Source organism: Streptomyces niveiscabiei, from assembly GCF_033794345.1.
Lineage (GTDB): Bacteria > Actinomycetota > Actinomycetes > Streptomycetales > Streptomycetaceae > Streptomyces > Streptomyces niveiscabiei.
Map to the genome: position 1 here is coordinate 119,942 of NZ_JARAYJ010000019.1, position 24,155 is coordinate 144,096.

At 73.5% G+C, this 24,155-nt stretch carries 26 protein-coding genes; 18 read left to right on the forward strand and 8 right to left on the reverse strand.

Annotated features, from left to right (window positions below):
• Positions 1–36 precede the first annotated feature (36 nt).
• Together PV682_RS25220 and PV682_RS25225 are read left to right on the forward strand one after the other, a co-directional pair.
• Positions 37–798: an SDR family NAD(P)-dependent oxidoreductase gene (locus PV682_RS25220; RefSeq protein ID WP_319733621.1), complete on the forward strand. Its 762-nt coding sequence runs from the start codon at positions 37–39 to the stop codon at positions 796–798.
• Between the two features lie 54 nt (positions 799–852).
• A complete protein-coding gene (locus PV682_RS25225) occupies positions 853–1,767 on the forward strand; it encodes a UTP--glucose-1-phosphate uridylyltransferase (protein ID WP_055719782.1) in 915 nt (304 codons plus the stop codon).
• Between the two features lie 3 nt (positions 1,768–1,770).
• On the opposite strand, the gene PV682_RS25230 is transcribed toward PV682_RS25225, so the two are convergent.
• Entirely contained in the window at positions 1,771–2,397 is a 627-nt protein-coding gene (locus tag PV682_RS25230; RefSeq protein ID WP_319733624.1) for a nucleoside/nucleotide kinase family protein, read from the reverse strand.
• Between the two features lie 56 nt (positions 2,398–2,453).
• On the reverse strand, positions 2,454–4,049 hold the full coding sequence (locus PV682_RS25235; protein ID WP_319733626.1) for an alpha/beta hydrolase: 1,596 nt from the start codon (positions 4,047–4,049) through the stop codon (positions 2,454–2,456).
• 175 nt (positions 4,050–4,224) lie between these two features.
• Here PV682_RS25235 and PV682_RS25240 point away from each other — a divergent pair, with 175 nt between their 5' ends.
• Positions 4,225–4,824 carry a TetR/AcrR family transcriptional regulator gene (locus PV682_RS25240; RefSeq protein ID WP_319733628.1) on the forward strand — a complete coding sequence of 200 codons (600 nt, stop codon included), beginning with the start codon at positions 4,225–4,227 and terminating at the stop codon, positions 4,822–4,824.
• Between the two features lie 58 nt (positions 4,825–4,882).
• The gene (locus PV682_RS25245) at positions 4,883–5,632 is read left to right on the forward strand and encodes a response regulator transcription factor (RefSeq protein ID WP_319733630.1); all 750 of its coding nucleotides are present in this window, start codon (positions 4,883–4,885) and stop codon (positions 5,630–5,632) included.
• A gap of 22 nt (positions 5,633–5,654) precedes the next feature.
• On the opposite strand, the gene PV682_RS25250 is transcribed toward PV682_RS25245, so the two are convergent.
• Together PV682_RS25250 and PV682_RS25255 are read right to left on the reverse strand one after the other, a co-directional pair.
• Positions 5,655–6,344 (reverse strand): GNAT family N-acetyltransferase, encoded by a 690-nt coding sequence (locus tag PV682_RS25250; protein WP_319733632.1) that lies wholly within the window; start codon positions 6,342–6,344, stop codon positions 5,655–5,657.
• On the reverse strand, positions 6,341–7,261 hold the full coding sequence (locus PV682_RS25255) for an NADP-dependent oxidoreductase (RefSeq protein WP_319733633.1): 921 nt from the start codon (positions 7,259–7,261) through the stop codon (positions 6,341–6,343). The genes PV682_RS25250 and PV682_RS25255 overlap by 4 nt, the downstream gene beginning before the upstream one ends.
• 160 nt (positions 7,262–7,421) lie before the next feature.
• On the opposite strand from PV682_RS25255, the gene PV682_RS25260 reads away from it, so the two are divergent.
• Both PV682_RS25260 and PV682_RS25265 read left to right on the forward strand, forming a co-directional pair.
• The gene (locus PV682_RS25260) at positions 7,422–8,027 is read left to right on the forward strand and encodes a sulfite oxidase-like oxidoreductase (protein WP_319733635.1); all 606 of its coding nucleotides are present in this window, start codon (positions 7,422–7,424) and stop codon (positions 8,025–8,027) included.
• Positions 8,020–8,766: a ferredoxin reductase gene (locus PV682_RS25265; protein WP_319733637.1), complete on the forward strand. Its 747-nt coding sequence runs from the start codon at positions 8,020–8,022 to the stop codon at positions 8,764–8,766. The genes PV682_RS25260 and PV682_RS25265 overlap by 8 nt, the downstream gene beginning before the upstream one ends.
• 6 nt (positions 8,767–8,772) lie before the next feature.
• On the opposite strand, the gene PV682_RS25270 is transcribed toward PV682_RS25265, so the two are convergent.
• Complete coding sequence (locus PV682_RS25270) at positions 8,773–9,126, reverse strand: hypothetical protein (RefSeq protein WP_055719776.1); 354 nt, start codon at positions 9,124–9,126, stop codon at positions 8,773–8,775.
• Between the two features lie 180 nt (positions 9,127–9,306).
• Between PV682_RS25270 and PV682_RS25275 the strand changes: the two genes are divergently transcribed.
• From PV682_RS25275 to PV682_RS25315, 9 genes are all read left to right on the forward strand, one after another.
• The gene (locus PV682_RS25275) at positions 9,307–9,966 is read left to right on the forward strand and encodes a helix-turn-helix transcriptional regulator (RefSeq protein ID WP_319733639.1); all 660 of its coding nucleotides are present in this window, start codon (positions 9,307–9,309) and stop codon (positions 9,964–9,966) included.
• A 137-nt stretch (positions 9,967–10,103) separates the two neighbouring features.
• Positions 10,104–11,102: a S66 peptidase family protein gene (locus PV682_RS25280; protein WP_319733641.1), complete on the forward strand. Its 999-nt coding sequence runs from the start codon at positions 10,104–10,106 to the stop codon at positions 11,100–11,102.
• A 109-nt stretch (positions 11,103–11,211) separates the two neighbouring features.
• Entirely contained in the window at positions 11,212–13,977 is a 2,766-nt protein-coding gene (locus PV682_RS25285; RefSeq protein ID WP_319733643.1) for an AAA family ATPase, read from the forward strand.
• A gap of 119 nt (positions 13,978–14,096) precedes the next feature.
• The gene (locus PV682_RS25290; protein ID WP_319733645.1) at positions 14,097–15,734 is read left to right on the forward strand and encodes a S53 family peptidase; all 1,638 of its coding nucleotides are present in this window, start codon (positions 14,097–14,099) and stop codon (positions 15,732–15,734) included.
• Positions 15,735–15,895: 161 nt separating this feature from the next.
• The gene (locus tag PV682_RS25295; RefSeq protein WP_319733647.1) at positions 15,896–16,576 is read left to right on the forward strand and encodes a DsbA family oxidoreductase; all 681 of its coding nucleotides are present in this window, start codon (positions 15,896–15,898) and stop codon (positions 16,574–16,576) included.
• A 164-nt stretch (positions 16,577–16,740) separates the two neighbouring features.
• A complete protein-coding gene (locus PV682_RS25300) occupies positions 16,741–17,139 on the forward strand; it encodes a barstar family protein (protein WP_319733649.1) in 399 nt (132 codons plus the stop codon).
• A gap of 32 nt (positions 17,140–17,171) precedes the next feature.
• Positions 17,172–17,858: a response regulator transcription factor gene (locus PV682_RS25305; RefSeq protein WP_319733651.1), complete on the forward strand. Its 687-nt coding sequence runs from the start codon at positions 17,172–17,174 to the stop codon at positions 17,856–17,858.
• A 78-nt stretch (positions 17,859–17,936) separates the two neighbouring features.
• On the forward strand, positions 17,937–18,467 hold the full coding sequence (locus PV682_RS25310; RefSeq protein WP_319733653.1) for a hypothetical protein: 531 nt from the start codon (positions 17,937–17,939) through the stop codon (positions 18,465–18,467).
• A 57-nt stretch (positions 18,468–18,524) separates the two neighbouring features.
• Positions 18,525–19,436, forward strand: coding sequence for a squalene/phytoene synthase family protein (locus PV682_RS25315; protein WP_319733655.1), 912 nt, complete (start codon positions 18,525–18,527; stop codon positions 19,434–19,436).
• Between the two features lie 22 nt (positions 19,437–19,458).
• On the opposite strand, the gene PV682_RS25320 is transcribed toward PV682_RS25315, so the two are convergent.
• Positions 19,459–20,223, reverse strand: a complete 765-nt coding sequence (locus PV682_RS25320; protein WP_319733657.1) for a DeoR/GlpR family DNA-binding transcription regulator — start codon at positions 20,221–20,223, stop codon at positions 19,459–19,461.
• Positions 20,224–20,272: 49 nt separating this feature from the next.
• Between PV682_RS25320 and PV682_RS25325 the strand changes: the two genes are divergently transcribed.
• The 3 genes from PV682_RS25325 (at position 20,273) to PV682_RS25335 (ending at position 22,704) form a co-directional block, all read left to right on the forward strand.
• On the forward strand, positions 20,273–20,944 hold the full coding sequence (locus PV682_RS25325; RefSeq protein ID WP_319733659.1) for an NUDIX domain-containing protein: 672 nt from the start codon (positions 20,273–20,275) through the stop codon (positions 20,942–20,944).
• Between the two features lie 59 nt (positions 20,945–21,003).
• A complete protein-coding gene (locus PV682_RS25330; protein WP_319733661.1) occupies positions 21,004–21,597 on the forward strand; it encodes an Rv1733c family protein in 594 nt (197 codons plus the stop codon).
• 132 nt (positions 21,598–21,729) lie between these two features.
• On the forward strand, positions 21,730–22,704 hold the full coding sequence (locus tag PV682_RS25335) for an acetylxylan esterase (RefSeq protein WP_319733663.1): 975 nt from the start codon (positions 21,730–21,732) through the stop codon (positions 22,702–22,704).
• Here PV682_RS25335 and PV682_RS25340 read toward each other — a convergent pair.
• Entirely contained in the window at positions 22,691–23,299 is a 609-nt protein-coding gene (locus tag PV682_RS25340) for a hypothetical protein (RefSeq protein ID WP_319733665.1), read from the reverse strand. The genes PV682_RS25335 and PV682_RS25340 overlap by 14 nt on opposite strands.
• Positions 23,300–23,382: 83 nt before the next feature.
• The gene (locus PV682_RS25345) at positions 23,383–24,063 is read right to left on the reverse strand and encodes a hypothetical protein (protein ID WP_319733667.1); all 681 of its coding nucleotides are present in this window, start codon (positions 24,061–24,063) and stop codon (positions 23,383–23,385) included.
• Positions 24,064–24,155: the final 92 nt, after the last annotated feature.

The window sequence follows — 24,155 nt, forward strand, 5'->3', positions numbered from 1 at the left end:
AGGGCTGCCCGCAGCCGGGGCGGTAACTTGTCCGGCATGAGCGCGATCACGCAGAACGGGCAGCCCACGGGCCGTCTCGCAGGCAAGGTCATCGTCGTCACGGGCGCGGCCCGGGGGCAGGGGCTGGCCGAGGCCCACGCCCTGACCCGGGCGGGGGCGACCGTCGTCGCGACCGACGCGCGGCCCCAGGACGACGGGTGCCTGAAACTCGACATCAGCTGCGAGGCCGACTGGGACGCGCTGGCCGGCGGGCTGCGCGAGTCGTACGGCCAGATCCACGGGCTCGTCAACAACGCGGGGATCATCGAGCGGCACCGGATCGACTCCGTGCGGCCCGAGGACATGGCCCGTGTGCAGGCCGTCAACACGACCGGGCCGCTGCTCGGCATCCAGAAGCTGTCCCCGCTGATGCCGCCCGGCTCGTCCATCGTCAACATCGGCTCGGCGACCGCGCTCACCGGCTACTACCCCGTCGCGTACACGGCCAGCAAGTGGGCGTTGCGCGCGGTCTCGAAGATCGCCGCGACCGAGCTGGGCCCGAAGGGCATCCGCGTCAACTCCGTCCTTCCCGGCTACATCGAGACGGAGATGACGGCCGCCGCCTCGCAGGCGTTCCGCGACGCGACGATCGGCGAGACCCCCCTGGGCCGCCCCGGCACGGTCGACGACATCGCCCCGCTCGTCGTGTTCCTCCTCTCCGACGAGTCGTCGTTCATCACCGGCACGGAGATCCCGGTGGACGGCGGCCTGACGGCCCACGGCGGCGTGAAGTCGATCTCGGACGCGCTCAAGGCATAGCCCGCGTTGATAGCGTCAGCCGACCAGCGCAGCCACACGTACGAGAGAGAGCAGATGTCCTCCCCCACGATCCGCAGGGCCGTCATTCCCGCCGCCGGGCTCGGTTCGCGCCTGTTGCCCCTCACCAAGGCGATTCCGAAGGAGATGCTGCCGGTCGGTGACAAACCGGTTGTCGAGCACACGGTGCGGGAGCTCGTGGACTCCGGCATCACGGACATCACGATCGTCGTGTCGGGCGGCAAGTCCCTGATCCAGGACCACTTCCGGCCGAACCCGGCGCTGGTGGACCAGTTGCGGGCGGACGGCAAGACGGCGTACGCGGACGCGGTGGAGGAGGTCGCCGAGCTGGCCCGGCGCGGCCACATCACCTACCTGGACCAGCGCGGCCCGTACGGCAACGGCACCCCCGTGCTGAACGCGGCGCGCTCCTTCAACGACGAGCCGGTGCTCGTCCTGTGGCCGGACGACGTGTTCGTGGCCGAGGTCCCCCGCGCCCAGCAGCTCATCCGGGCGTACGAGCAGACGGGCTGCCCGGTCCTGGCCCTGCTCCCGATGGACCCGAAGGACTCGCAGCGCTACGGCGTCCCGATCGTGAAGGAGGATCTCGGCGAGGGCCAGCTCCGTATCACGGGCCTGGTGGAGAAGCCGAAGCCGCAGGACGCCCCCTCGTCGTACGCGGCGATCGGCGGCTACGTCATCACCCCCGGCATCGTCGACGAACTCCGCGAGCAGACCCGCCGCTGGCACGAACACCGCACGGGCGAGATCTACTTGACGGACGCGATCAACGCGTACGCCGCGACCCGCGCCGTGTACGGCCAGGTGATCCAGGGCGAGTGGTACGACACCGGCAACCCGGCGGACTACCTGGTCGCCCAGATGGCGCACGCGCTCGCGCACCCGGAGTACGGACCGGTCCTGCGCGGCCTGGTCCGCAAGCTCGACGGCACCCAGGAAGCAGGCGAATAGCCGTCACGGCGCCGGGAGTTGGGCGGACGTCAGCACCAGATCCGCCCGCTCCCGCGTCTTCGCGACCAGCTCGGCGTTGCGCTCGTCGCTTCTCGACACCCAGGCCACAGCGGCGTCATGGCTCTTCCCGAACTCCTCGTGCCGGGCGATGAGCCGCCGTACCCGCTCCTCCTCGTCCGGCGCGCAGAACCACACCTCGTCGAGGGCGGCCCGGACCCGTACCCATGAACCGGTGTCCAGCAGAAGGTAGTTGCCCTCGGTCACGACGAGCCGCGCACTCGGCGGCACCGGGATCGCCCCGGCGATGGGCTGTTCGAGTACCCGCTCGAACCCGGGCGCGTACACCAGCTCCCCGGACGTCCGGAGCCGCTTCAGCAGCGCGGCGTATCCCGCCGCGTCGAACGTCTCCGGCGCCCCCTTCCGGTCCCGCAGCCCCAGCCGGTCCAGCTCGACGTCCGCGAGGTGGAAGCCGTCCATGGGCACGTGCGCCGCGACCGGCCCGAGTTCCCGCACCAGGCGCTCGGCGAGCGTGGTCTTCCCCGCGCCCGGGCTCCCCGCGATGCCGAGGACCGCCCGGCGGTCGGGGCGGACGAGGGCGGCGGCCCGGCGCAGAAGATCGTCGAAAGTCATGGGACCAGTGTCCCGGGGGCCGGTCCCGATTCCGTCCGGAACCGGCCCTCTTGTGATCAGTACGCCGGTGTGCCGACGAGATCGGGCAGCGGGTTGACGAGCGCGCCCTTGCGTTCGGGCGCGGGTTCCACCGGCCAGACGGCCGGGCAGTGCGTCCCGGGCGGCGGCGTCCTCAGCGTCAGCAGGTATGTGTCGATGGCGGCCCGCGCGCACGGGCTGAGCCAGTAGTCCCCGTGCCCGGCCCCGTCGTACGTCAGCAGGACGGCCTCCCGTCCGATCTGCCGCGCGGCGTTGGCGCCCCACGCGTACGGAGTCGCCGGGTCGAAGCGGCTGTTGGTGAGCAGGATCGGCGGCGTCCCGTCGACCTCGATCGGCCGGGGCGGGTTGGTGACCTCGGTGGGCCAGTTCTGGCAGCCGGTCATCGCCGTCCAGCCGAGCGGGCTGAGCCGGGTGACGGGGGCGACGCGGGCGAGCGCCTTCTTCTCCCGGGCGAGCGTGCCGTACGAGGGGACGCCGAACGCGTAGTCCTGGCACATGACCGCCGGGAACGGGTACGGCCCCGGGTCGGCGAACGCGGCGAGGCGGCGGGCCGTTTCCTCGGTCGGGTCGTCGATGTCGCTGAGCAGGTCGGCGAGCTGGAACCAGGACGCCGGGTCGTACAGGAACCCGAAAACAGCCAACTGGACGTCCTGCGGCTTGAGTTCGATGCCGCCCGGCAGTTCGAGCCCACCCGCCTCGGCGCGCCGGTACAGCGAGTCGAAGAGGGCGCGGGCGTCACGGCCGTACAGCTCGCAGGCGGGTGTGCGGGCGCACCAGTCGGCGAACTGGCCGTAGCTCTCCTCCATCGCGACGGCCTCGGTCCGCTGGAACGCCGAGCGGCCGAGGCTGTGGTCCATGTTGGAGTCGAGGGCGAGCGCGCGGACGCGGTGCGGGTAACGGGCCGCGTACTGCTGGCCGATGGCCGTGCCGTAGGAGACGCCGTAGTAGCTGATCCTGGACTCGCCGAGGGCGGCGCGGATCGCGTCCATGTCCTGGACGACGTTGCCGGTGTCCATGTGGCCGAGGAGGGGGCCGGTCCGGGCGAGGCAGTCCTTGCCGAGGCGGCCGGTCGCGGCGCGCAGGGCGGCGAAGTCGCGGGGGCTGCCGGGGTGGAGGAGGGGGTCCTGGGCGCGGATCAGGTCCCAGTCGCAGGTGACCGGGTGGCTGCGGCCGACGCCGCGCGGGTCGAAGCCCACGATGTCGAAGCGGGCGAGGAGTTCGGGCGAGAAGGTGGAGCGCGCGCCGAAGACGAAGTCGACGCCGGAGCCGCCGGGTCCGCCCGGGTTGACGAGCAGCGGGCCGATGCGGCGGGCCGGGTCGGTGGCGCGGTGCCGGTTGAGAGCGAGGTCGATGGTCGCGCCCTTGGGCTTGGCGCGGTCCAGCGGGACCTTGAGGGTGGCGCACTCGAATCCGCCGGTGCCGTCCGGCGCGGTACAGGGTTTCCAGGCCGTTCGCCCTGCCGCGTACGCCGCCGGCGCGGGCGTCTCACCGGCCGGTGCCGCCGACGCCGTGGTACCGCCGAGGAGCTGACCCAGCAGCGCGGCGGCGAGCGCCCCGGCCGCGAGAACACGACGGGTTCTTGTGCGGTGACTGTACGGGTGCTGTGTGCTCATGCCGGCCATTGTCCGCAGCCGCCCACGTCTCAACGGCCCTTTCACGACACGGGAGTTGTGTGAACTCCCGGAAACCTCTCCGGCCCCGGAAGTGACTGATGCCACAAGTGATACGCGCCCGTTCCGTTAGCGGCGGGGCTAGCCTGAGGCCGTTCAACGCCGAGGAGGGGTGCCCATGGCCGTCCGCCGCACCCGGATCACTCCCTTGCGCGCCGCCCAGGTGTACGAGGCCGTCCTCGCCCTGCTCCGCGAGGTCGGGTACGAAGCGCTCACGATGGAGGCGGTCGCCGCCCGCGTCCGGGCCGGGAAGGCCACGCTGTACCGGCAGTGGGGCGGCAAGCCCCAGCTGGTCGTCGCGGCGCTGGCCCAGCGCGAGCCGCTGCGGATCACCGAGGTCGACACGGGCTCGCTGCCCGGGGATCTGTACGAGATCGTCGACCGGGTCGGTGACGAGGCCCTGTCGCGCGGTCCCACCCTGCACCTCGGGGCCGGCAGCGCGATCCTCGGCAACCCCGAACTGCGGCGCTCGCTGCGCCGGTCGATGCTGGAGCCCGCGCTGGCCGACCTCGCCACGGTGCTCCGGCGCGCGGTGCGGCGCGGCGAGGTCCCCGGCGACTGTCCGGCGCTCGGCCTCGTCCCCGGGATGCTGCTGAGCGTCGTCCTGGCCCGGCCGCTGCTCGGCGAGGAACCGCTGACCGTCGTGGAGATGCGGCGCCACCTGGACGCGCTGGTGTTCCCGGCGCTGGGCCTGTGCCCGGCCCCGGCCTGCCCCTGAGACTCCCCGCACGCCACCCCCACACCTCCCCCCACCGGGAGTCACCAGGAGAAACGCCATGCATGTGCTCCTCGTCGAGGACGATCCCGAGATCGCCGAACCCCTGGCCCGTGGCCTCGCCCGCTACGGGCACGACGTCCACTGGGTCGCCACCGGGCAGGAGGCGCTGCTCGCGGGCGGCGACCCGGAGATGGTCCTCCTGGACCTGGGCCTGCCGGACATGGAGGGTCTCGACGTGTGCCGCCGGCTGCGGGCCCGCAGCGAGGTGTCCCTCATCATGATCAGCGCGCGGGGTTCGGAGACGGACAAGGTGGTGGGGCTGGAGCTGGGTGCGGACGACTACGTCGTGAAGCCGTTCACCGTACGGGAGTTGATCGCCCGGATGCGGGCCGTGCAGCGCAGGCGGCTGGCCCCGCCGCCGGCCGCCGCCGTGCCCCGGCAGGCCGCCGCCGGGGTCCCCGGTGTCGTCATCGGGCTGCCCCGCCGCTCCCGGGACAGCTACGGCCGCCTGTCCATCGACCGGCTGGCGCACCGCACGTACCTCGACGACACGGAGATCCTGCTGAGCCCGAAGGAGTACGCGCTCCTCGTCTACCTCGCCGACCGGCTGGACACCCTCGCGACCCGCGAGGACATCATGGCGGCGGTGTGGGACAGCAACTGGTTCGGGCCGACGAAGACGCTGGACACGCACGTGTACGGGCTGCGGCACAAACTGGGGGACGCGGTGTGCATCGAGGCGGTACGGGGCGTCGGCTTCCGGCTGGCGGTGAAGACCGGAACGCCCGCACACCAGCCGGCGTCCTGAACGGCACCGACGCCCCCGCCGATCAGACCGGTGCGCCCGCCAGGGGCCGCGCGGCGAGGAACGCCGTGCGTCGGCGCAGGGTGAAGCCGAGGGACTCGTAGAGGCGGATCGCGTTCGTGTTGCCCGCCCCGGTGTGCAGGAACGGCACCTCGCCGCGCTCCCGGATGCCGTGCGCGACCGCGAGGACGAGCCGCGCCGCCAGGCCCTGTCCCCGGTGTGCCGGGTCCGTGCACACGGCGCTGATCTCGGTGTACCCGGGCGGGTGGAGCCGTTCCCCGGCGAGCGCGACGAGCGCGCCCTCGCGCCGGATGCCGAGGTAGGTGCCGAGTTCGACGGTGCGCGGCAGGAACGGTCCCGGGCGGGTGCGGGCCACCAGGTCCAGGATCTCGGGGACGTCGGCGGCGCCGAGCCGTACGGCCTGAGGGTCCGGGGCCGGGTCGAGGCCGTCGTCGACGAGCTGCACGCCGTCGACCTGGAAGGTGACCTCCCACCCGGCGGGCACGTCTCCGCAGTAGCCGGACAACGGCACTTCGGCGCCGGAGCCCGCGAGCGCGGCGAGGTCGGCCCAGTCCCGCGCGTCCGGCTCGTCCGGCAGCGCGAGCCACGGCGAGACGTCGACGGGGTAGCGCAGCACCCGCCCTCTGCGCTCGGCGAACCTCGCGTGCGGGCCGGTGAGGGAGTGCAGCGCCGGATTGTCCAGGACGTGACTCACGCCGCTCCCCCGATCTCGATCACGACCTTGCCGCGGGCGTGCCCCTCCTCGACGGCGCGCAGCGCTTCCCCGGCGTCGTCGAGGGAGTACCGCGCGGTGACGTACGGATCGAGGTCGCCCCGCACGACGAGGCCGGCGACCGCCTCCAGGACGGCCGCGTTCCGGGCCCGCGTGACCCGTGCCCCGCCCAGCGCGGCGACGGCCTCCTCGGAGGCCCCGGCCGTGATCAGCCGGCCCGGCCCGCTCACCAGCCCGGCCGCCTGCTCCAGCACCTCGCCGCCGACGAGGTCGTACACCGCGTCGACGGTGACCGGGACCCGCGAGGCCCAGTCGGGGCCGGACGGCACGTGGAGCGCGCCCAGCGACTCCAGGAACTCCTTCTTGGCGGCGCTCGCGACGCCGACGGTCCTCAGGCCCAGGGCGCGGGCGATCTGGACGGCGGCCACGCCGACGCCGCCGCCCGCGCCGGTGATCAGGAGGGTCGCGCCTGCGGGGAGGGCGAGTTGGTGGACGCCGTCGTAGGCGGTCGCGGCGGCCACCGGGAGGGTCGCGGCGTCGGCGAAGGACAGGGCGGCGGGCTTGTGGGCGGCGATGGCCACGGGGAGGAGCGTCTCCTCGGCGTAGCCGCCGGTCAGGGTCGCGCCGAAGACCTCGTCGCCGACGGCGAACCCGGTCACGCCCGCGCCGAGCGCGGTCACCACGCCGGACGCCTCGCTGCCGAGGACCGCCGGGAAGACGCGCTCGGCGGGGTCGCCGGGGCGGCGCAGGCCCGCGCGGAGTTTCCAGTCGACGGGGTTGACGCCGGCCGCGCGGACCGCGATCAGCAGTTCGCCGGGGCCCGGGGCGGGGCGGTCGACGTCGATGAGGGCCTGGGTCTCCGGGCCTCCGTGGCGGGTGAAGACGTACGCCTTGGACATGGCTCCCTCTCTACGGCTCGTCTGTGTCATCCGTCACCAAGAACGCCAGGTGGGAGGGTATTCCCGGCCCCGGTGCGCGTTCACACGGACGTCATGAACGGCCGCCGTGCGCGCCGCGTATCGTGGAGGCCGCACGAACGTTTCTCCGAGACAGGCACCCATGAACGTCACCCGAGGCTTCGCCGGGCGTCCCCGCGTCCACAACCCGGGGCTGCCGCCCGGCCAGTACGACGCGGGCGACGACTGGCCCGTCCTGTCCGCCGAGGTCACCCCCGACCTCGCGCCCGCCGACTGGACGTTCCGGATCGACGGCCTGGTGGCCGAGCCCCGCACCTGGACCTGGCAGGACGCGCGGGCGCTGCCCGGCTCCGAGTACCGGGGCGACATCCACTGCGTGACGAGCTGGTCCAAGTTCGGCGTCCGCTTCGGCGGGGTCTCCCTGGACGCGTTCCTCGCCGCCGTACGCCCCTCGGCGAGCGCCACCCACGCGGTCGCCTACTCCCACACCGGCTACACGACGAACCTGCCCCTCGCCGACCTGACCGGCGGCAAGGCGTGGATCGCGTTCACCTACGACGGCCGGCCGCTCGCGCCGGAACACGGCGGGCCCGCGCGGCTGCTGGTGCCGCACCTGTACTTCTGGAAGAGCGCGAAGTGGGTCGCTGGCCTCCGGCTCCTCGACCACGACGAGCCGGGGTTCTGGGAGCAGAACGGGTACCACGCGCGGGGGAACCCGTGGGAGGAGCAGAGGTACTCCGGTGACTGAGGCGACGTTCGAGACCCGGTTCGCCGTGCCCGGCCGGATCGCCGTGTCCAACCGGGCGGCGGCCGTCTGGCAGACGGCGACCCTGACCGAGGTCCGCCGCGAGACGCCGTACGCGGCGACCTTCCGGTTCGCCGTGCCCGCCTGGGCCGGTCATCTCCCCGGCCAGCACCTGATGCTCCGCCTCACCGCCGAGGACGGCTACACCGCGCAGCGCCACTACTCGATCGCCTCAGCGCCGGACGCCTCGGGCCACATCGAGCTGACCCTCGACCACGTGGCGGGCGGCGAGGTCTCCGGCTGGTTCCACACGGTCGCGGAACCCGGCGACCAGGTCGAGGTGCGCGGCCCGCTCTCCGGCTTCTTCGCCTGGCCCGGCGACCGTCCCGCGCTGCTGGTCGGCGCGGGCTCCGGGGTCGTCCCGCTGATGTCGATGGTCCGCCACCACCGGGCGCGCCGGCTCGACGTACCGCTACGGCTGCTGGTGTCCGCGCGCGGTCCCGAGGAGCTGATCTACGCGCGGGAGTACGGCGCGGAGACGACCCCGGTGTTCACCCGCACCGCGCCCGAGGGGTTCCCGGTGGGCCGGCTGGACGCCTCCCACCTGGAACCCCTCTTCGCCACCGGCACCGCCTGGGAGGCGTACGTCTGCGGCTCCAACGCCTTCGCCGAGCACGCCTCCCGCCTGCTGGTCGCCGCGGGCCAGCCGGTCGACCGGATCAGGATCGAACGGTACGGCTGAGCAAGGTCAGTTGATGTTCCAGACCGTGGGCAGCGGGGTGGGGACGCGGTACGTGTCGTCGCGGATGTAGGTGCCGCAGTTGGCGGCGTGCCACTCGAAGTGGACGGTGTCGCCCGACTCGACGTTGACGTTGCGGATCGTCACCGAGCCGCCGGGCGTGAACTGGACGGAGCCGTTGCTGGTCCCGCCGGTGGAGGTGTCGGTCACGTAGACGCAGGCCGCTCCGGCGGGGATGCGCTGGCTGCCGACGGTGATGTTGATCGAGGTCGCCGAGGCGGGCCCCGCGGTGAGCGCGACCGCGGAGGCCGCCGCGACGAGCGCCGTCGGCAGGAGCGTGCGCTTGCGTGTGGTCAACTGCATGGTTCTTCCGCCGTTTCGTGGGGGGTGGGACACCATGTCCCGGCCCCACTCTCGACGTTCGCGCGGCCCGACCAGTAGAGAAAAAATCCACCACCTCTGCCGATCTCCCCCACCATATGTTAGAAAGTTCAAGATCTTTGGTCGCCCCCGAGCTCCAACCCCCCACTTCGAGGAGCCGTAGTGCCACAACACATGTGCGTGGAATGGGCCCTGCCCACACCCGGTCTGTCGATCGCGCTCGTCAGCCAGGGCACACCCCCGCCCGCCGCCCTCGCCCACTTCCGCACGCGTCAGGTCGGGAGACGTTCCGACGTCCGTCCCGACGACGACGTCCTCCTCTTCCACGGGCCCGGCGCGGCCCACGCGGTACGCCGCTTCCGTCTGGCGGCCGGGCCCGGACTGCCGCCCGCCGCCGTCCTCGCGCCCCGGCTGGACTGGGACGACGTCTCCATGGCCCTCGACCACGGGGCCACCAGCTACCTCGTGGAGACCTCCCCCAGCCCCCAACTCCTCGCCGAGGCCCTCGACCTGACCTCCCAGGGCGCCACGGTCCTCGCGCCGGTCGTCGCCGAACATGTGAAGGCCGCCCGCCGGTCCCGGACGGGCATCGCCCGGCGGCGCCCCTGCCCCGACGCCGCCGGCCGCCTGTCGCCCCGGGAGCGCGAACTCATGGCCCGGCTCACGTCCGGTGACACGGTCCCGGAGATCGCCGCGGGCATGAACCTCACGCAGAAGACCGTCACCAACTACCTGAGCCGGATCTACCAGAAGCTCGGCGCCCGCAGCCGCTCGGACGCGATCCTGCGCTGGCTCGGCGTCCTGGAGATCCAGGCGGCGTGACGGTACGCACCGGCCGCTCGGGTTCGCCGGGTGGGATGCCGCCGTTCCCGTCCGCGCCCGGAGTCCGTCCGGGGGCGCGGAGACGGCCGGTCGGTAATTGGCTGGCGGTGGATCGCGGGGGCGGTGAGACTGCGTCGATGATCACTCCCGCACTGCTGCGTCCCCGCGCCCTCCAGCCCGGGGACCTCGTCGTCGTCGCCTCGCTGTCCGGTCCGCTGTACGCCGAGTACGCGCCCGATCTCGACCGGGCCGTGGCCGTGCTGGAGGGGATGGGGTTCCGGGTGCGGCGGGCGCCGCTTCTCGAAGCCGGGCGGCGGCGCTGGTGGAGCGCGGCGCGGCCGGCTGAGGTCGCCGAGGAGTTCAACGGGCTGCTGCGGGACCCCGAGGTGCGGGCGGTCGTCGCGCACGACGGGGGCCAGACCGCGTTCGGCTACCTCGACCTCATCGACTACGACGCGGTCGCCGCCGACCCCAAGCCGGTCCTCGGCTTCAGCGACATCTCGCTGCTGCACCTGGTCCTGTACGCCCGCACGGGCCTGGTCGGCTTCCACACCGACCTGGCCACACCCGGCCTCGGCGGCCACTGGCAGCGCGCGTCCCCGGCCCGCCGGGCCGAGCTGGAGCGGCTGTACACGACGCTGCTGACCGGCACGGAGCCGATCGGCGCGCTGCCGTCCACCCCGGGGTGGGAGTGCTGGCGCCCCGGCCGCGCCGAGGGCCCCCTCGTCGGCGGCGTCGTCAACCGCATCGCCCTCAACCAGGCGACGCCGTACGCCCTGCCTCTCGAACGGTTCGACGGCGCGCTCCTGTTCTGGGAGGAGGCGGGCGGCCTCGCCGCGCACGTGTGGACGTACCTCCAGGTCATGCGGCACTGCGGCATCCTCGACCGGATCGCGGGCATGGTCGTCGGTGTCCCGGACGGCATCGCCGGCCTCGGCACGGGTACGCCGGACCCGACCCTGCGCGACCTCGTCCTCGACGCCCTCGGCGACCGGGACATCCCGGTCCTCGGCAACGTCGAGTTCGGGCACGCGGGGGCGAACCTGCCGATGCCGGTGGGGGTGCGGGCGGAACTGGACGCGGGGGCGCGGACGCTGTCGCTGCTCGAACCGGCGGTGCGGGCGGGGGCCGACTGACCTCCTCAACGGCCTTCGCGCACACGTGACGGTGCCGTGAACAGTGATTGACAAGCCGAATCCGATCGGGTTGTCATGAACACATGATCCACCCCGACCGCCGACCGCTGTGCTCCTGATCGGCCGCCGGGAGCTGCTCGACACCGCGCGGGCCGAACTGGCCACCGCCCCCGGCGTGTTGTTCCACGGGCCCGCCGGGATCGGCAAGTCCACGCTGGTAGACGCGCTCCTGACGACCACCCGGGCCGCGACGGTCCTGCGCTGCTCCCCGTCCGAGGAGGACGCCGGCCTCCCGTACGCCGGTCTCGTGGACCTGTTCGCGCGGGTGCCGGACAGCCGCCTGGACTCCCTCACGCCCCCGCTCCGGGACGCGTTGCGGGGCGCGCTGCTGCGGGGCGAGGCGCCCGAGGACGGCCGGGGCAGGCTCGCCGTACGCCTCGGAGTGCTCGACGTGCTGCGGGAGCTGGCGTCCGAGGGTCCCGTGCTGCTGGCCGTCGACGGGGTGCAGTGGCTCGACGCGCGGAGCGCGGAGGTGCTCGCGTTCGTGGTGCGCCGGGTGGGCGGGCCCGGTCTGCGGGTGCTGGCCGCCGAGCGGGTCGCGGACGGGGAGCGGCCCGGGCCGGCGGGGTGCTGTCCGCCGGGCACGGCCGTGCTGCGGGTGCCGCCGCTGGCGGACGGCGAGGTGGCCCGGCTCGTGCGGGCCGGCCTCGCGCCGGACGTGCTGCGGGCGCTTCGGGAGACGGCCGCCGGGAACCCGTCGTACGCGCTGGAGCTGCGGGAATCCCCTGTGCTGGGACCGGTGTTGGAGGTGCCCCGGGTACTGCGTGCCCGGCTGCTGGCCGGGATGCCGGAGGGCGTGCGGCGCACGCTGCTCGTCGCGAGCGCCGCCGCGAGCCCGAGCCTCACCGTGCTGCGGGCCGCCGGGCTCGACGACCCGGCCTGCGCCCTCGCGGCGGCCGACGCCGACGGGGTCGTACGGTTCACGCACCCCGTCGTACGGGCCGCCGTCTACTCCGACGCGTCGGTGCGCGAACGCCGGGAGGCGCACGCCCTGCTGGCGGGCGCGGTCGCCGACCCGGTGGAGCGGGCCCGGCATCTCGCGCACGCCCGCCCGTACGAGGACGAGGACACCGCGCGCACGCTGGAGGCGGCGGCGGAGCACGCGCGCGGGCGCGGGGAGCCCTGCGCCGCGTTCGAGCTGGCCCGGCTCGCGGCCCACCGCACCCCGGCGGAACACGCGCGCGCCGAGCGGCTGTTGGCCGCCGCCGGGTACGCCTGTGACGCGGGGCGGCAGGAGGAGGCGGGCGAGGCCGCCGGGGCGGTGCTGGCCGGGTCGGGGGACGCGCGGCAGCGGGTGCGGGCGCGGGTGGTGCTGCTGCGCAACGCCGGGCAGGCGCTGGAGGGGGCGCGCGACCTGATCGCGGAGGGGCTGCGGGACGTGGCCGGGGACGCGGAGGCCGAGGGCCTGCTGCACCACTGGGCCGCCGTACGGGGCCTGCTGTGCGGGGAGTTGACCGAGGCGGCCCGGCACGCGCGCCGGGCCGCAGCCCTCGGCGACACGGACACCCGGATCGGTGCGCTCGCCACGCTCGGCCGGGTCCTGTCGCTGGCCGGGGAGCCGGTCGCGGCCGGGGCCGCGCTGGAGGAGGCGCTCGCGCTGACGGGCGGTCACGGGAGCGGCCCGGACGGCTGGGGGCTGATCCGGATGCGGGCGGTCCTCGCGCTGGACTCGGACCGGGTCGGCGAGGCCCGCGCGCAGGTCACCGGGCTCCTCGCGGTGATCGGCGACGTCGCCGGCGTCGAGGAGGCGACGGCCACCCTGGTCGCGCTGACCCGCATCCAGGTGCGCGCCGGTGACTGCCGCGAGGCCCTGGTGACCGCCGCGCGCTGCGAGGCGGGCGCGGGGACGGCGCCCGTGCTGTACGCGCGTGCCCTCGCGGCGACCGCGGGCGGCACCGCCGACGAGGCCCGCCGGCTCGCCGGGGAGGCGGTCCGCGCCTCGGAGGCCGACGGCGACCGGCTGTTCCTGGTGCGCGCGCTCGCGGTCCTCGGGCAGGCCGAACTCCTCACCGGCGACCCGCGCGGCGCTGCGGCGGCCGTCGAGGCGCTCCAGCGGGTGCGCGCCATCGGCGCCGCGATGGGCGCCGCCGATCCGCCGCTGCTGCACTGGTACGCGGATCTGGCGGAGGCGTTGGTGGTGCTCGGCGAGTGCGAGGAGGCCGGGGCGGTGCTGCGCGAGGCCCGCGCGCGGATGCCGGTCTCCGGCGACGTGCCGGGGAGCGCGCTGGCGGCCCTGGAGCGGGCGGAGGGGCTGCGGGCGGCGGGGCTCGGCGCCGCGCAGGAGGGGGTCGTCCGGCTGCGGACGGCCGTCGAGCGGCTGCGGCACCTGCCGTTGCCGGTGGACCTGGTGCGGACGCTGATCGCGCTGGGGACGGTCGAGCGGCGGGCCCGGCACCGCGGCGCGGCGCGGGCGGTGCTCGGTGAGGCGCTGGGCACGGCGGAGCGGATCGGGGCCGCGCCGCTCGCGGCGCGCGCCGGGGCGGAGCTGGCGCGGCTGGAGGCCGGGGAGCGCGGCGAGGGTCCCGGGCTGACGCCGACGGAGGCGCGGATCGCGGAGCTGGTCGGGGGCGGGGCCACCAACCGGGAGGTCGCCGCGAAGCTGTTCATCAGCGTCAAGACCGTGGAGGGGGCGCTGTCGCGGGTCTACCGGAAGGTCGGGGTGCGGTCGCGGACGGCGCTGGCGCACGCGATGGCGGTGGCCGTGCTGGCCTCGGGCGCGGCGGTGGACACGCCGGACGACGGGCGGGTCGTCCCGGCGGTGACGCTGAGTCAGCCGAGCCGGGCCCACAACCGCCGTTCCGGCACAGGACGTTGACGTGACATCCGCCGTTAACACGTGACGCAAGGGTTCCCCCGCTTATGAGGGGTGGCCCGGTCTTCCTACGGTGAAGCCGTTCCGCTTCCGGAACAGCCCCCCACTCCCCGGAGGACTCGGTGAAGTCACGCCTGAAACTGCTCGGTCTGGTCGCCGTCCCGGCTCTCCTCACCGCCGCGATTCCCGCCGCGATCCCCGCCGCGTACGCGTCCGACGCCCCGCACACGGCCCGTGCCGCGATCGCCGGTGACGTCCTCACGGGCCTCGGCCACGACGCGGCCCGCACGGGCCGGGTCGCCTCCGGCAAGCGGATATCCGTGGCCGTGAGCCTGACGCCCAGAGGCGGTTCGGCGCTGGACACGTTCGTCGCCGAGGTCAGTGACCCGAAGTCGAGTTCGTACGGCCACTACCTCACCAAGGCCCAGTTCGCCGCCCGCTTCGGGCGCAGCGACGCCGAAGTGCAGCAGGTCGAGGACTACCTGCGGGCGCAGGGCCTGACCGTGGGCAAGGTGCACGCGGGCAACCTCCTCGTCGACGCGAGCGGCACCGCCGCCCAGCTCCAGAAGGCGTTCGGCACGGAGCTGGCGACGTACAAGGACGCGGCCACCGGCCGGACCTTCTACGCCAACTCCTCGGCGCCCACGCTCCCTTCCGCCATCGCCTCCCTCGTGAGCGACGTCGCCGGCCTCAACAACCGCGTCCAGCTGCACCACCAGGCGATCTCGCGGACGGTGTCGCCGCACGACGGCCCCGGCGGCGGCTACACCCCGGCCCAGCTCAAGGGCGGGTACAACGTGTCCGGCACGTACACCGGCAGCGGGCAGAAGATCGCGCTGCTGGAGTTCGACGGGTTCCAGCAGGCCGACATCACGAAGTACGACACCAACTACGGCCTGGGCTCGCCCAACCCGACCGTGCAGAAGGTCGACGGCGGGTCCGGGGCGCTCGGTGACGGGCAGGTCGAGGTCGAGCTGGACATCGAGGTGCTGCACGCGATCGCGCCCAAGGCGAACGTGACGGTCTTCGAGGGGCCCAACTCCGACGCCGGGGAGGTCGACACGTACCAGGCGATCGTCGACAGCGGCATCCCGACCACCTCCATCAGCTGGGGTGCGGCGGAGTCGGCGCGCACCACGTCCAACATCAACGCCGTGGACGCCGTCTTCAAGGCGGGCGCCGCGCAGGGGCTCGGCTTCTACGCCGCCTCCGGTGACGACGGCTCCGACGACGCGAAGGACGGCGGTACGGCCGTCGACTTCCCGGCGAGCGACCCGTACGTCACGGGGGTCGGCGGCACCCGGCTGACGGTCACGTCCGGCAACGCGTGGAGCAAGGAGGTCGCCTGGTCCGGCGGCGGTGGCGGCAAATCCTCCGTCTTCAAGATCCCGAGCTGGCAGACCTCCGTCCAGAAGAGCGCGGGCGGCGGCTTCCGCCAGGTCCCCGACGTCGCCGCGCACGCCAACCCGACGCCCGGTGTCTCCATCTACTCGCAGGGCTCCTGGTCCTCGGTCGGCGGCACCAGCGCGGCGGCACCCGAGTGGGCGGCCTTCGCGGCCCTCTACAACCAGCAGGCGGCGGCCTCGGGCAAGGCCGGCCTCGGCTTCGCCAACCCGGCCCTGTACGCCGCGAACGGCACCGGCTTCCACGACGTCACCAGCGGCAGCAACGGCGCCTACTCGGCGGCGTCCGGCTGGGACTTCACGACCGGGTGGGGTTCCTACAACGCGGGAACGCTGGCGGCGAAGCTGCTCGGCTGAGGGCTGAGCCGGACGGCTGATCATCACGGAGAAGGGGTGGGCCCGGTGCCCGCCCCTTCTGCGTTGTGCCGTCGGGGTCGACAGATCTTGATGCCACCCTCAACTTGAGTGCTAGAGTCACATCTTGAGGGTGACATCAAGTTACTGGAAGGCGGTCCCCGATGGACTCGACAACAGCCCCCGCCACGACCCGGCTGACGGTCGACCTGTGGGCGGACGTCCTGTGCCCCTGGTGCTACATCGGCGGACACCGGCTGGTCAGGGCCGTCCGGACCTCCTCGCACGCCGCCGCCATCGACCTGCGGATCCGCACCTTCCAACTCGACCCGGCCGCGCCCGCCACCGCCTCCCGGACCCTGGAGCACCTGTCGCGGACGTACGGCATCTCCCCCGCGCAGGCCAGGGCCACGGAGGCGGGGCTGGCGCAGCTGGCCGGCGTCGAGGGGCTGCGGTACGAGATCGACCGGCCGGTCGGCAACACGTCGGACATGCTGCGGCTGGTCCACCTCGGCAAGGCGCACGGGCTCGCGTGGGAGTACCTGCGCGCGATGCAGACCGAGGTGTTCACCGGCAGCGAGGACGCCTTCGAGCACGCCACGCTGGTCCGGCTCGGCGAACGGCTCGGTATCCCCGGCGAGGAGATCCGCGACACCCTTTCCACCGGCCGTCACACGGACGCGGTGCGCGCGGACCACGCGGAGGCCGTACGGCTCGGCGCGACCGGCGTCCCGTTCACGGTGCTCGGCGGGCGCCTCGGCATCCCCGGCACGGTGAGCAGGAGCCAGTACGCCGCCGCGATCGACCAGGCGTGGGAGGGGGTGCGGGCGAGGGCGGAGGACTGAGAGCGGGTCCGGCACCGCCTCGGCCGCTCCATCTCAACCGTACGTCGTTTCCTTCGGCAACCTGTGATGTGTTCGCCGGTCCGTCGACACACTCGGTTGGTGTCCTCGGGTGGGCGTGGACGTGAGGTCCGCGCCGGACACCGAGACGACTCCGAGGAACCACCGTGTCTTCCGCGACGAAACGCCCCCTGACCTCCTGGCTGCGGCCCCTGCCCGCACTGGACGCCGTTCCGTCGCCGGCGCTGGAGGTCCGGGGCACGCACTGCCGGTCCACGATCGGGCTGTTCGCCGAGTGGGGCGGCGTCCTCGGCTTCCCGGAGGACTTCGGGTACACGTGGGCCGCGTTCGAGGCGTGCCTGGACGCGGTGACCGACCCGGACCCGGTGACCCTCGTACTGTGCGACGCCGCGTCCCTCCTCGCCGACGAGGAGCCGGGGCAGCTGCGCAACCTCCTCGACGTACTCGGCACCGGCGCGTTCGGGCTGCTCCTGCTGGACGACACCCCGGACGCGCTGCGGGAGCTGGCGTACCGGATGACGGAGGCGGGCTTCAACACCCCGTGACCGTCACCGCAGCCCCCCGTGAGGAGAACCCCGTGCGCGTACTGCTCGTCGAGGACGACGCGGACACCGCCGACGCCGTACGGCGCGGCCTGGCCCGGCAGGGCTACCACGTCACCTGGGCGCCCACCGGGCACGCCGCCCTGACCGCCGCGGCACCCGACTTCGTACTGCTGGACCTCGGCCTGCCCGACATGGACGGGCTGGACGTCTGCCAGGAGCTGCGGGCGCGCGGCGACGTGCCGATCGTCATCGTCAGCGGGCGCGACAGCGAGACCGACAAGGTCGTCGGCCTGGAACTCGGCGCGGACGACTACGTCGTGAAGCCGCTGCGGATGCGTGAACTCGTCGCCCGGATGCGGGCGGTCGACCGAAGACGCCACCGCCCGGCCCCGCTCCGCGCGGAACCCGACGTCTACGGCCGCCTCACCATCCACCGCCCCGCCCGCCGCGTCTACCTCGACGGCACCGAAGTCCCCCTGCGCCCCAAGGAGTTCACCCTCCTGGCCTTCCTCACGAACCACCTGGAGGAACTCCTCCCCCGCGAGACCATCATGTCCGCGGTCTGGGACACCAACTGGTACGGCCCGACAAAAACACTCGACGCCCACGTGTCAGTCCTGCGCCGCAAGCTCGGCGGGGCGCTGCGCATCGAGTCGGTACGGGGGATCGGCTTCCGCACGTCGCTCCCCGCCTCCGCCCCGTATCACCCGTTCGGGTGACTTGTACCGATCTCCGGCAACCACACACCTCATCCACCAGTCCCTCACCAGTAACTCGCATCTCACTCTGGGGGACACATGAACCAGCAGCACCCGCAGCCGCCGAAGAAGCGGTCCGTCGGCAAGACCGTCGGCATCGGATGCGGTGGCGTGTTCGGTCTCGTCGTCGCCATCGGCGTCATCGGAGCCCTGGCCGGCGCCGGCGACGACAAGGAGTCCGCCGACGCCAAGGCGACCCCGACGGCCTCCCGCGTCGAACGCCCCGCCACCGACGCGAACCCCGCCCCGACGAAGGCCACGAAGAAGACCAAGGACGTCGTCCTCAAGGTGTGGGGCACCGCCCCCGCAGGCGCCCTCGGCCCCCTGCACATCACCTACGGCTCCGACAACGACACCCGCCAAGGCACCTTCAAGAACGGCGAGTTCACCACCACGCTCCCCCTCAACGACAACGCCCTCTACTACACCGTCACCGCCCAGCTCCAGGGCTCCGGCGACATCAACTGCTCCGTCACCGTCAACGGCCACACCGAGAAGGCCCACGCCTCCGGCGGCTACAACATCTGCCACGCCCAGGCGAACAAGGGCGTCTTCGGCGGCTGGGACTAGAACCCGCACTCACCGACCCTCTGCACGGCGGAACCGGGCAGCCCCTACGATCACCGCGTGAGCACGTGGAAGCGGAGTCTGGACGCGGCAGGTGTACGGGACCCCGGGCTGCGCCGGGACTACGGCGAGCAGCGGCGGACGGTGGCCCGGTACCGCCGGGCCTCGTACGCCGCCGTCCGCCTCCTGCTCCCCTCCCCCGCCCTGCCGCACGTCCTGGCCGCCACCGCGTTCATGCACCACAGCGACGGCCTCCTCGACACCGGCCCCCGCGCGCGGCGCGCGGCGGCGTGGGCCGAGTGGGAGCACCGGGTCCGGGAGGCCCTGCGGACGGGAACGAGTTCGGACGCGGTCCTGCGCACGCTGGTCCACACGATCGCCGCCCGCCCCCGGCTGCGCGGCGTCCTGGAGACGTACCTCGCCACCGCCACCGCCGAACTCGACTTCACCGGCTTCACCACCGAGGCCGACTACCAGGCGTACGTCGACGCCTACACCTTCCCCGCCTTCATGCTGATCGCCACCCTGGTCGGCCCCGAGGAGGACGACGAGGACTTCCGCGCCGCCTGCCGCACCTACATCGACGGCAGCCAGCGCCTCGACTTCACCAACGACCTCGCGGAGGACCTGCGCGAGGGACGCCCGGGCATCCCGTCGCAGACCCTGGAACGGTTCTCGCTGACGGAGGACGACCTGAGGTCGGGCCAGGAGACGGACGCGGTACGGAAGTTGGTGACCCACGAGATCACCCGGGCGCGAGCCGACCTCACCGCCGCAGCCCGCCTCCCCCACCTCGCCCCCGCCCCCTACCGCCCCCTCCTCCTCGCCCTCATCGACATCGAACTCCTCACCGCCGACGCGGCTCTCGCCCAAGGCGCAGGGCTCCTGAAGAACTCGGCGGAACCATCGCCGACACGGGCACTCCGAGTACTCCTCACGTCCCGCCTGAGCCGCCGGAGTTCCGGCGCCTGACTCCCCTGACCGCCCGAGATGCTCACGCAGCGTCCGCCGCCAGCACCTCCACCCCCCGCGCCGCGAGGTGTTCGAGCACGGCGTGCCGCGGGTCCGCGTCGGTCACCACCCCGCTCACGTCCTCCCAGGGCAGCACCCGGAACCGGGACGCCGTGCCGATCTTCTCGGACGACGCGAGGATGTACGTCTCCGCGGCCCGCCCCGCCAACGCCCGTTTCATGGCGGCCTCTTCGGCGTCCCCGGTGGTCAGTCCCGCCTCGGGATGGACGCCGGTCACGCCGAGCAGGCACAGATCGGCCGAGACGTTCCGCGCCGCCTCCACGGCCGCGGCCCCGCAGGCCACCGCCGAGTGCTTGAAGATCCGCCCCCCGAGGAGGAACACCTCGGCGGCGGGATGCTCCAGCAGCGCGGTCGCGACGGTCGGGCTGTGCGTGATCACCGTGCAGTCCAGGCCGGCCGGCAGCGCGCGGGCGACGGCGAGCGCGGTGGTCCCGCCGTCCAGGATCACCGCGCTCCCCGGCCGTACCAGACCCGCGGCCACGGCGGCGACCTTCCGCTTCCCGTCGGGCGTGACGCCCTGCCGGGCGGCGTAGTCCACGACGGCCGGGGAGACCGGCAGGGCCCCGCCGTACACCCGCTGGCACAGCCCTTCCGCCGCGAGGTCGCGCAGGTCCCGCCGCACGCTGTCCTCGGAGATCCCGAGGCCGGCGGCGACGTCCTTGGCGACGATCTTGCCCTCCCGCGCGAGCAGACCCAGCAGATGGTCCCGCCGTTCAGCAGCCAGCATGCACACTCTCTCCTGTTCTTGCACGTTTCTGCGTGTACTGTAGCGCGCCATGACCACCGACCTCCCCCGCCCCGGCGTCGACACCCCCGACCACCGGGGCCGCACGCACCTCGACCGGGCCGGACGCGACCTGACCCGCAACCCCGATGTCCGCGTCCGTGACGTGGAGTTGACCTCCCGGGGCTGGCACGTCCTGCGCCGCACCACGTACGACTACCGCCGCCGCGACGGCAGTTGGGTCACCCAGCAGCGCGAGACGTACGACCGGGGCAATGGCGCCGTGGTCCTGCCCTACGACACCGAGCGCCAACGCGTCCTGCTGGTGCGCCAGTTCCGCTACCCCGCGTACGTCAACGACCACCCCGACGGCATGCTCGTCGAAGCCGCAGCCGGGCTCCTGGACGACGACACCCCCCTGACCGCGATCCGCCGCGAGGCGGCGGAGGAGCTCGGCGTCACCCTCGGCCCTCTCACCCACGTCTTCGACGCGTACATGAGCCCCGGCTCGGTCACCGAGCGCCTGCACTTCTACGCCGCCCCCTACACCCCCGCCGACCGCACCGGCCCCGGCGGCGGCCTCGCGGAGGACGGCGAGGACATCGACGTACTGGAACTCCCCTTCACCGAGGCCCTGGCCATGATCCGCGACGGGCGGATCGCGGACGGCAAGACGATCATGCTGCTCCAGTGGGCCGCCCTCGACGGACCCTTCGGCAGTTGATTCGCGCCATACAGCCCGTTTCGTGCGGGAAGACCCCCCGAACGGGGTACGAGAGAGGTATGGGCGCTCGTACACGGACCCGGGTGCGCGGCTGGCGGTGGCGGAGCAACCCGCTGCGCCGTCCGTCGGACGTCGTCGAGGGGTGGACGGTGCTGGCGCTGGCCGTCCTGCTGCTGGTGGCCGCGCCGCTGGTCGGCGTGCTGGCGGGGGTGTGGGCGCAGCGGGAGGGGCGGGCGGTCGCCGACCGGCTGCGCGCCGAGCGGCACGAGGTGCGGGCCGAGGTCGTCGGCCGCATCCCGGAGACCCCGGCGTCGGCGGGCGGTCGCGAGCAGTCGTACCGGGTCGCCGTCCGCTGGACCCCGCCGGGCGGGCAGCCCCGTACGACGACGGCCCCCGTCGACGCGGGCACGCGCACCGGCGACGTGGTCGACGTCTGGCTCGACGCCCGGGGCCGCGGCGTGCGCCCGCCGCCGAACTCGGCGATGGTGTGGCAGCAGTCCCTCTCGGTCGCCTTCTGCGCGGGCGGCGCCACGGCCGGCGCGGTCGCCGTCGGGTACGTCGTCTTCCGCCGCACGGCGCTACGGCACCGCCTCGCGGAGTGGGAGCGCGACTGGGCCCTGACGGAACCCCGCTGGACGCGCCGCCGGGCCTGAACCGGCCCCGCCGCCGGAAACCCCCGCCCCCCGCGTGACCTGCGGGAACCGAAAACTTTCGGCCTCTGGTGGCCCTCCTCCGCGCCACGTACGGTGAGGGCGTCCGGCCACTTCCCCGAAGGCGGTTTCCCGATGCCCCTGTTCGACCTGTCCCTCGAAGAACTCCACGAGTACCGCAGCGAGTCGGTGGCCCCGGAGGACTTCGACGCGTTCTGGACGAAGACCCTCCAGGAAGCGCGGGAGCACGACCTGGACGCCCGTTTCGAGCCGGTCGACACGGGCCTGACGACGGTCGACGTGTACGACGTGACGTTCGCCGGCTTCGGCGGCCACCCGGTGAAGGCGTGGTTCACCGTCCCGTCCGGCGCGACCGGACCCCTGCCGCTGGTCGTGGAGTTCGTGGGCTACGGCGGCGGCCGTGGCCTCCCGCACGAGCACCTCCTGTGGGCGTCGACGGGCCGCGCCCACCTGATCATGGACACCCGGGGCCAGGGCAGCGCCTGGGGCGGCGGTGGCGGTACCCCGGACCCGGTGGGCGCCGCGCCCGCCTACCCGGGGTTCATGACACGCGGGATCGACGCGCCGGAGAACTACTACTACCGGCGGGTGTTCACGGACGGCGTGCGCGCGGTGGAGGCGGCCCGCTCGCACCCGCTGGCCGACGCGTCCCGCACGGTGGTCCTCGGCGGCAGCCAGGGCGGCGGCATCAGCATCGCGGTCTCCGGGCTCGTACCGGACCTCGCGGGCGCCGCCCCGGACGTCCCGTTCCTGTGCGACTTCCCGCGCGCCGCGATCCTCACGGACCGGCACCCGTACCGCGAGATCGGCCTCTTCCTGAAGACGCACCGGGGCCGCAGCGCCGACGTCCAGCGCACCCTCGCCTACTTCGACGGCGTCCACTTCGCGGCCCGCGCGAGTGCCCCCGCCCTGTTCTCGGCGGCCCTGGAGGACCAGACGTGCCCGCCGTCGACGGTGTTCGCCGCGTTCAACGCGTGGGCGCACGACGACAAGCGGATCGAGGTGTACGACTTCAACGACCACGAGGGCGGCGGCCCCTACCAGGAGGAGGCCAAGCTCCGCTGGCTGCGCGCGCTCACCGCACGCTGAGCGACTTCGCGACACGGACCACCGGGTCGCCGGCGACGGCGCCCGGTGTCCCCGGGGTGCCGACGGCGACCGCGTACGTCAGCACCCAGGCCCGCGCACCGGCCTCCCACACCGTGAAGGTGACCCGCTGCCGGGTCTCCGTCTGGAACGCGGTCTCCCGGAACGCCCGCTTCCCGAGCCCGGTCACCTCGTCGACCGTCACACCACTCATCTGAGCGGGCGCCGGGTCGGCGCGCAGGGAGTGCGCGGCGGCCAGTTCGGCGGCGTAGGGGCGGGTGGCCGGGGTGAGGGAGACGGAAGCGTCGGCGGAGGCGTAGGTGCAGACGTCCGGGGCGCTGCCCTGGTCGGGGGCGACCTGGGCGGTGAAGCGGGCACCGGGGACCAGCCGCCGGGCGGCATCGGCCGACAGCACCGCGCACAGACGGGACGGCGGCAGCGTCTTCATCGACGGCGAAGGTGAAGGCGCGGGCGAAGGTGCGGGCGAAGGCGCGGACGCCACAGAGGAGGACGCCGGAGACGCGGAGTCGCAGGCGCTCAGCAGCGCGCAGGCGAGTACGGCGAGCACGCCTGCGGCGGCCCGGGAGAAACGGCGCATGGGTTCAGATCCTGGGTGGGGAGCGGTGACGGGGTGAGGCACCCCGCCGGAGGGGGGCGGCGGGGTGCCCAGGTGCGGGCCGGTCAGGACCAGACGTGGTACGTCCCGTAGTCGTTGACGGCGATGTTGCTGGTCCAGGAGCCCCACCGCTCGTTCGGCGACCAGGTGTAGAAGTGCGGCCTGGCCGTGACGTCGCCCGGGCTCGGCAGGCAGGACCTGCCGGTCGAGTGGTAGATCCCGACGTACACGCCCTGCGTCCAGCGGCGCTCGACGACCTGGATCGGCGCGGCGTACTGGCCGGGCCGCATGGTGATCTGCCAGGTGAACGAGGTGGTGGTGGAGCCGTTGCGCTCGTAGTTCGGGGTGATGGAGGCCAGCTCGCTGAGCGCCTTGCTGAAGACCTTGGGGACCTTGAGGCTGAGGCCCGTCGAGTACTTCCAGCCGGTCGTCTTCGACTTCGACCAGGCGTAGGTGCAGCTGGGGACGTTGGTCGGGCAGCGGTACGTGAGGTGCTGCCGGTCGCCGCGCCACACCCAGTCCTGCCAGGGCTTGCTGGCCTGCTGCACGGCCACGGTCCGCGTCCGGTACTTCGTCGACCAGTTCCCGGCGATGTCGGCGTTCGGCTCGGTGTAGTGGTTGCCCAGGCACTCCTGGCCGCCCGCCGAGGCGACGCCGGGGGACGCCAGCACCACCAGGGGCGCCAGGCCCAGCGTCATCAGCCCGGCCAGCCTCTTCCTGCGCCCGGTCCCGAGATCGGTCTTCACCCTTGGTTCTCCTCTTGCGTCTGCTTGCGGATTCGCTGTCCGGGAACGACGTTTCCGCGTCGAGGAGTTGTTCGAGAAGCCCCCTCCGGGCC

Bases quoted from the DNA above. Each gene is read 5' to 3' on its own strand.
- PV682_RS25220 (WP_319733621.1), top strand. From the start codon at position 37: ATGAGCGCGATCACGCAGAACGGGCAGCCCACGGGCCGTCTCGCAGGC.
- PV682_RS25225 (WP_055719782.1), top strand. From the start codon at position 853: ATGTCCTCCCCCACGATCCGCAGGGCCGTCATTCCCGCCGCCGGGCTC.
- PV682_RS25230 (WP_319733624.1), bottom strand. From the start codon at position 2,397: ATGACTTTCGACGATCTTCTGCGCCGGGCCGCCGCCCTCGTCCGCCCC.
- PV682_RS25235 (WP_319733626.1), bottom strand. From the start codon at position 4,049: ATGAGCACACAGCACCCGTACAGTCACCGCACAAGAACCCGTCGTGTT.
- PV682_RS25240 (WP_319733628.1), top strand. From the start codon at position 4,225: ATGGCCGTCCGCCGCACCCGGATCACTCCCTTGCGCGCCGCCCAGGTG.
- PV682_RS25245 (WP_319733630.1), top strand. From the start codon at position 4,883: ATGCATGTGCTCCTCGTCGAGGACGATCCCGAGATCGCCGAACCCCTG.
- PV682_RS25255 (WP_319733633.1), bottom strand. From the start codon at position 7,261: ATGTCCAAGGCGTACGTCTTCACCCGCCACGGAGGCCCGGAGACCCAG.
- PV682_RS25260 (WP_319733635.1), top strand. From the start codon at position 7,422: ATGAACGTCACCCGAGGCTTCGCCGGGCGTCCCCGCGTCCACAACCCG.
- PV682_RS25270 (WP_055719776.1), bottom strand. From the start codon at position 9,126: ATGCAGTTGACCACACGCAAGCGCACGCTCCTGCCGACGGCGCTCGTC.
- PV682_RS25280 (WP_319733641.1), top strand. From the start codon at position 10,104: ATGATCACTCCCGCACTGCTGCGTCCCCGCGCCCTCCAGCCCGGGGAC.
- PV682_RS25295 (WP_319733647.1), top strand. From the start codon at position 15,896: ATGGACTCGACAACAGCCCCCGCCACGACCCGGCTGACGGTCGACCTG.
- PV682_RS25310 (WP_319733653.1), top strand. From the start codon at position 17,937: ATGAACCAGCAGCACCCGCAGCCGCCGAAGAAGCGGTCCGTCGGCAAG.
- PV682_RS25320 (WP_319733657.1), bottom strand. From the start codon at position 20,223: ATGCTGGCTGCTGAACGGCGGGACCATCTGCTGGGTCTGCTCGCGCGG.
- PV682_RS25325 (WP_319733659.1), top strand. From the start codon at position 20,273: ATGACCACCGACCTCCCCCGCCCCGGCGTCGACACCCCCGACCACCGG.
- PV682_RS25330 (WP_319733661.1), top strand. From the start codon at position 21,004: ATGGGCGCTCGTACACGGACCCGGGTGCGCGGCTGGCGGTGGCGGAGC.
- PV682_RS25335 (WP_319733663.1), top strand. From the start codon at position 21,730: ATGCCCCTGTTCGACCTGTCCCTCGAAGAACTCCACGAGTACCGCAGC.
- PV682_RS25340 (WP_319733665.1), bottom strand. From the start codon at position 23,299: ATGCGCCGTTTCTCCCGGGCCGCCGCAGGCGTGCTCGCCGTACTCGCC.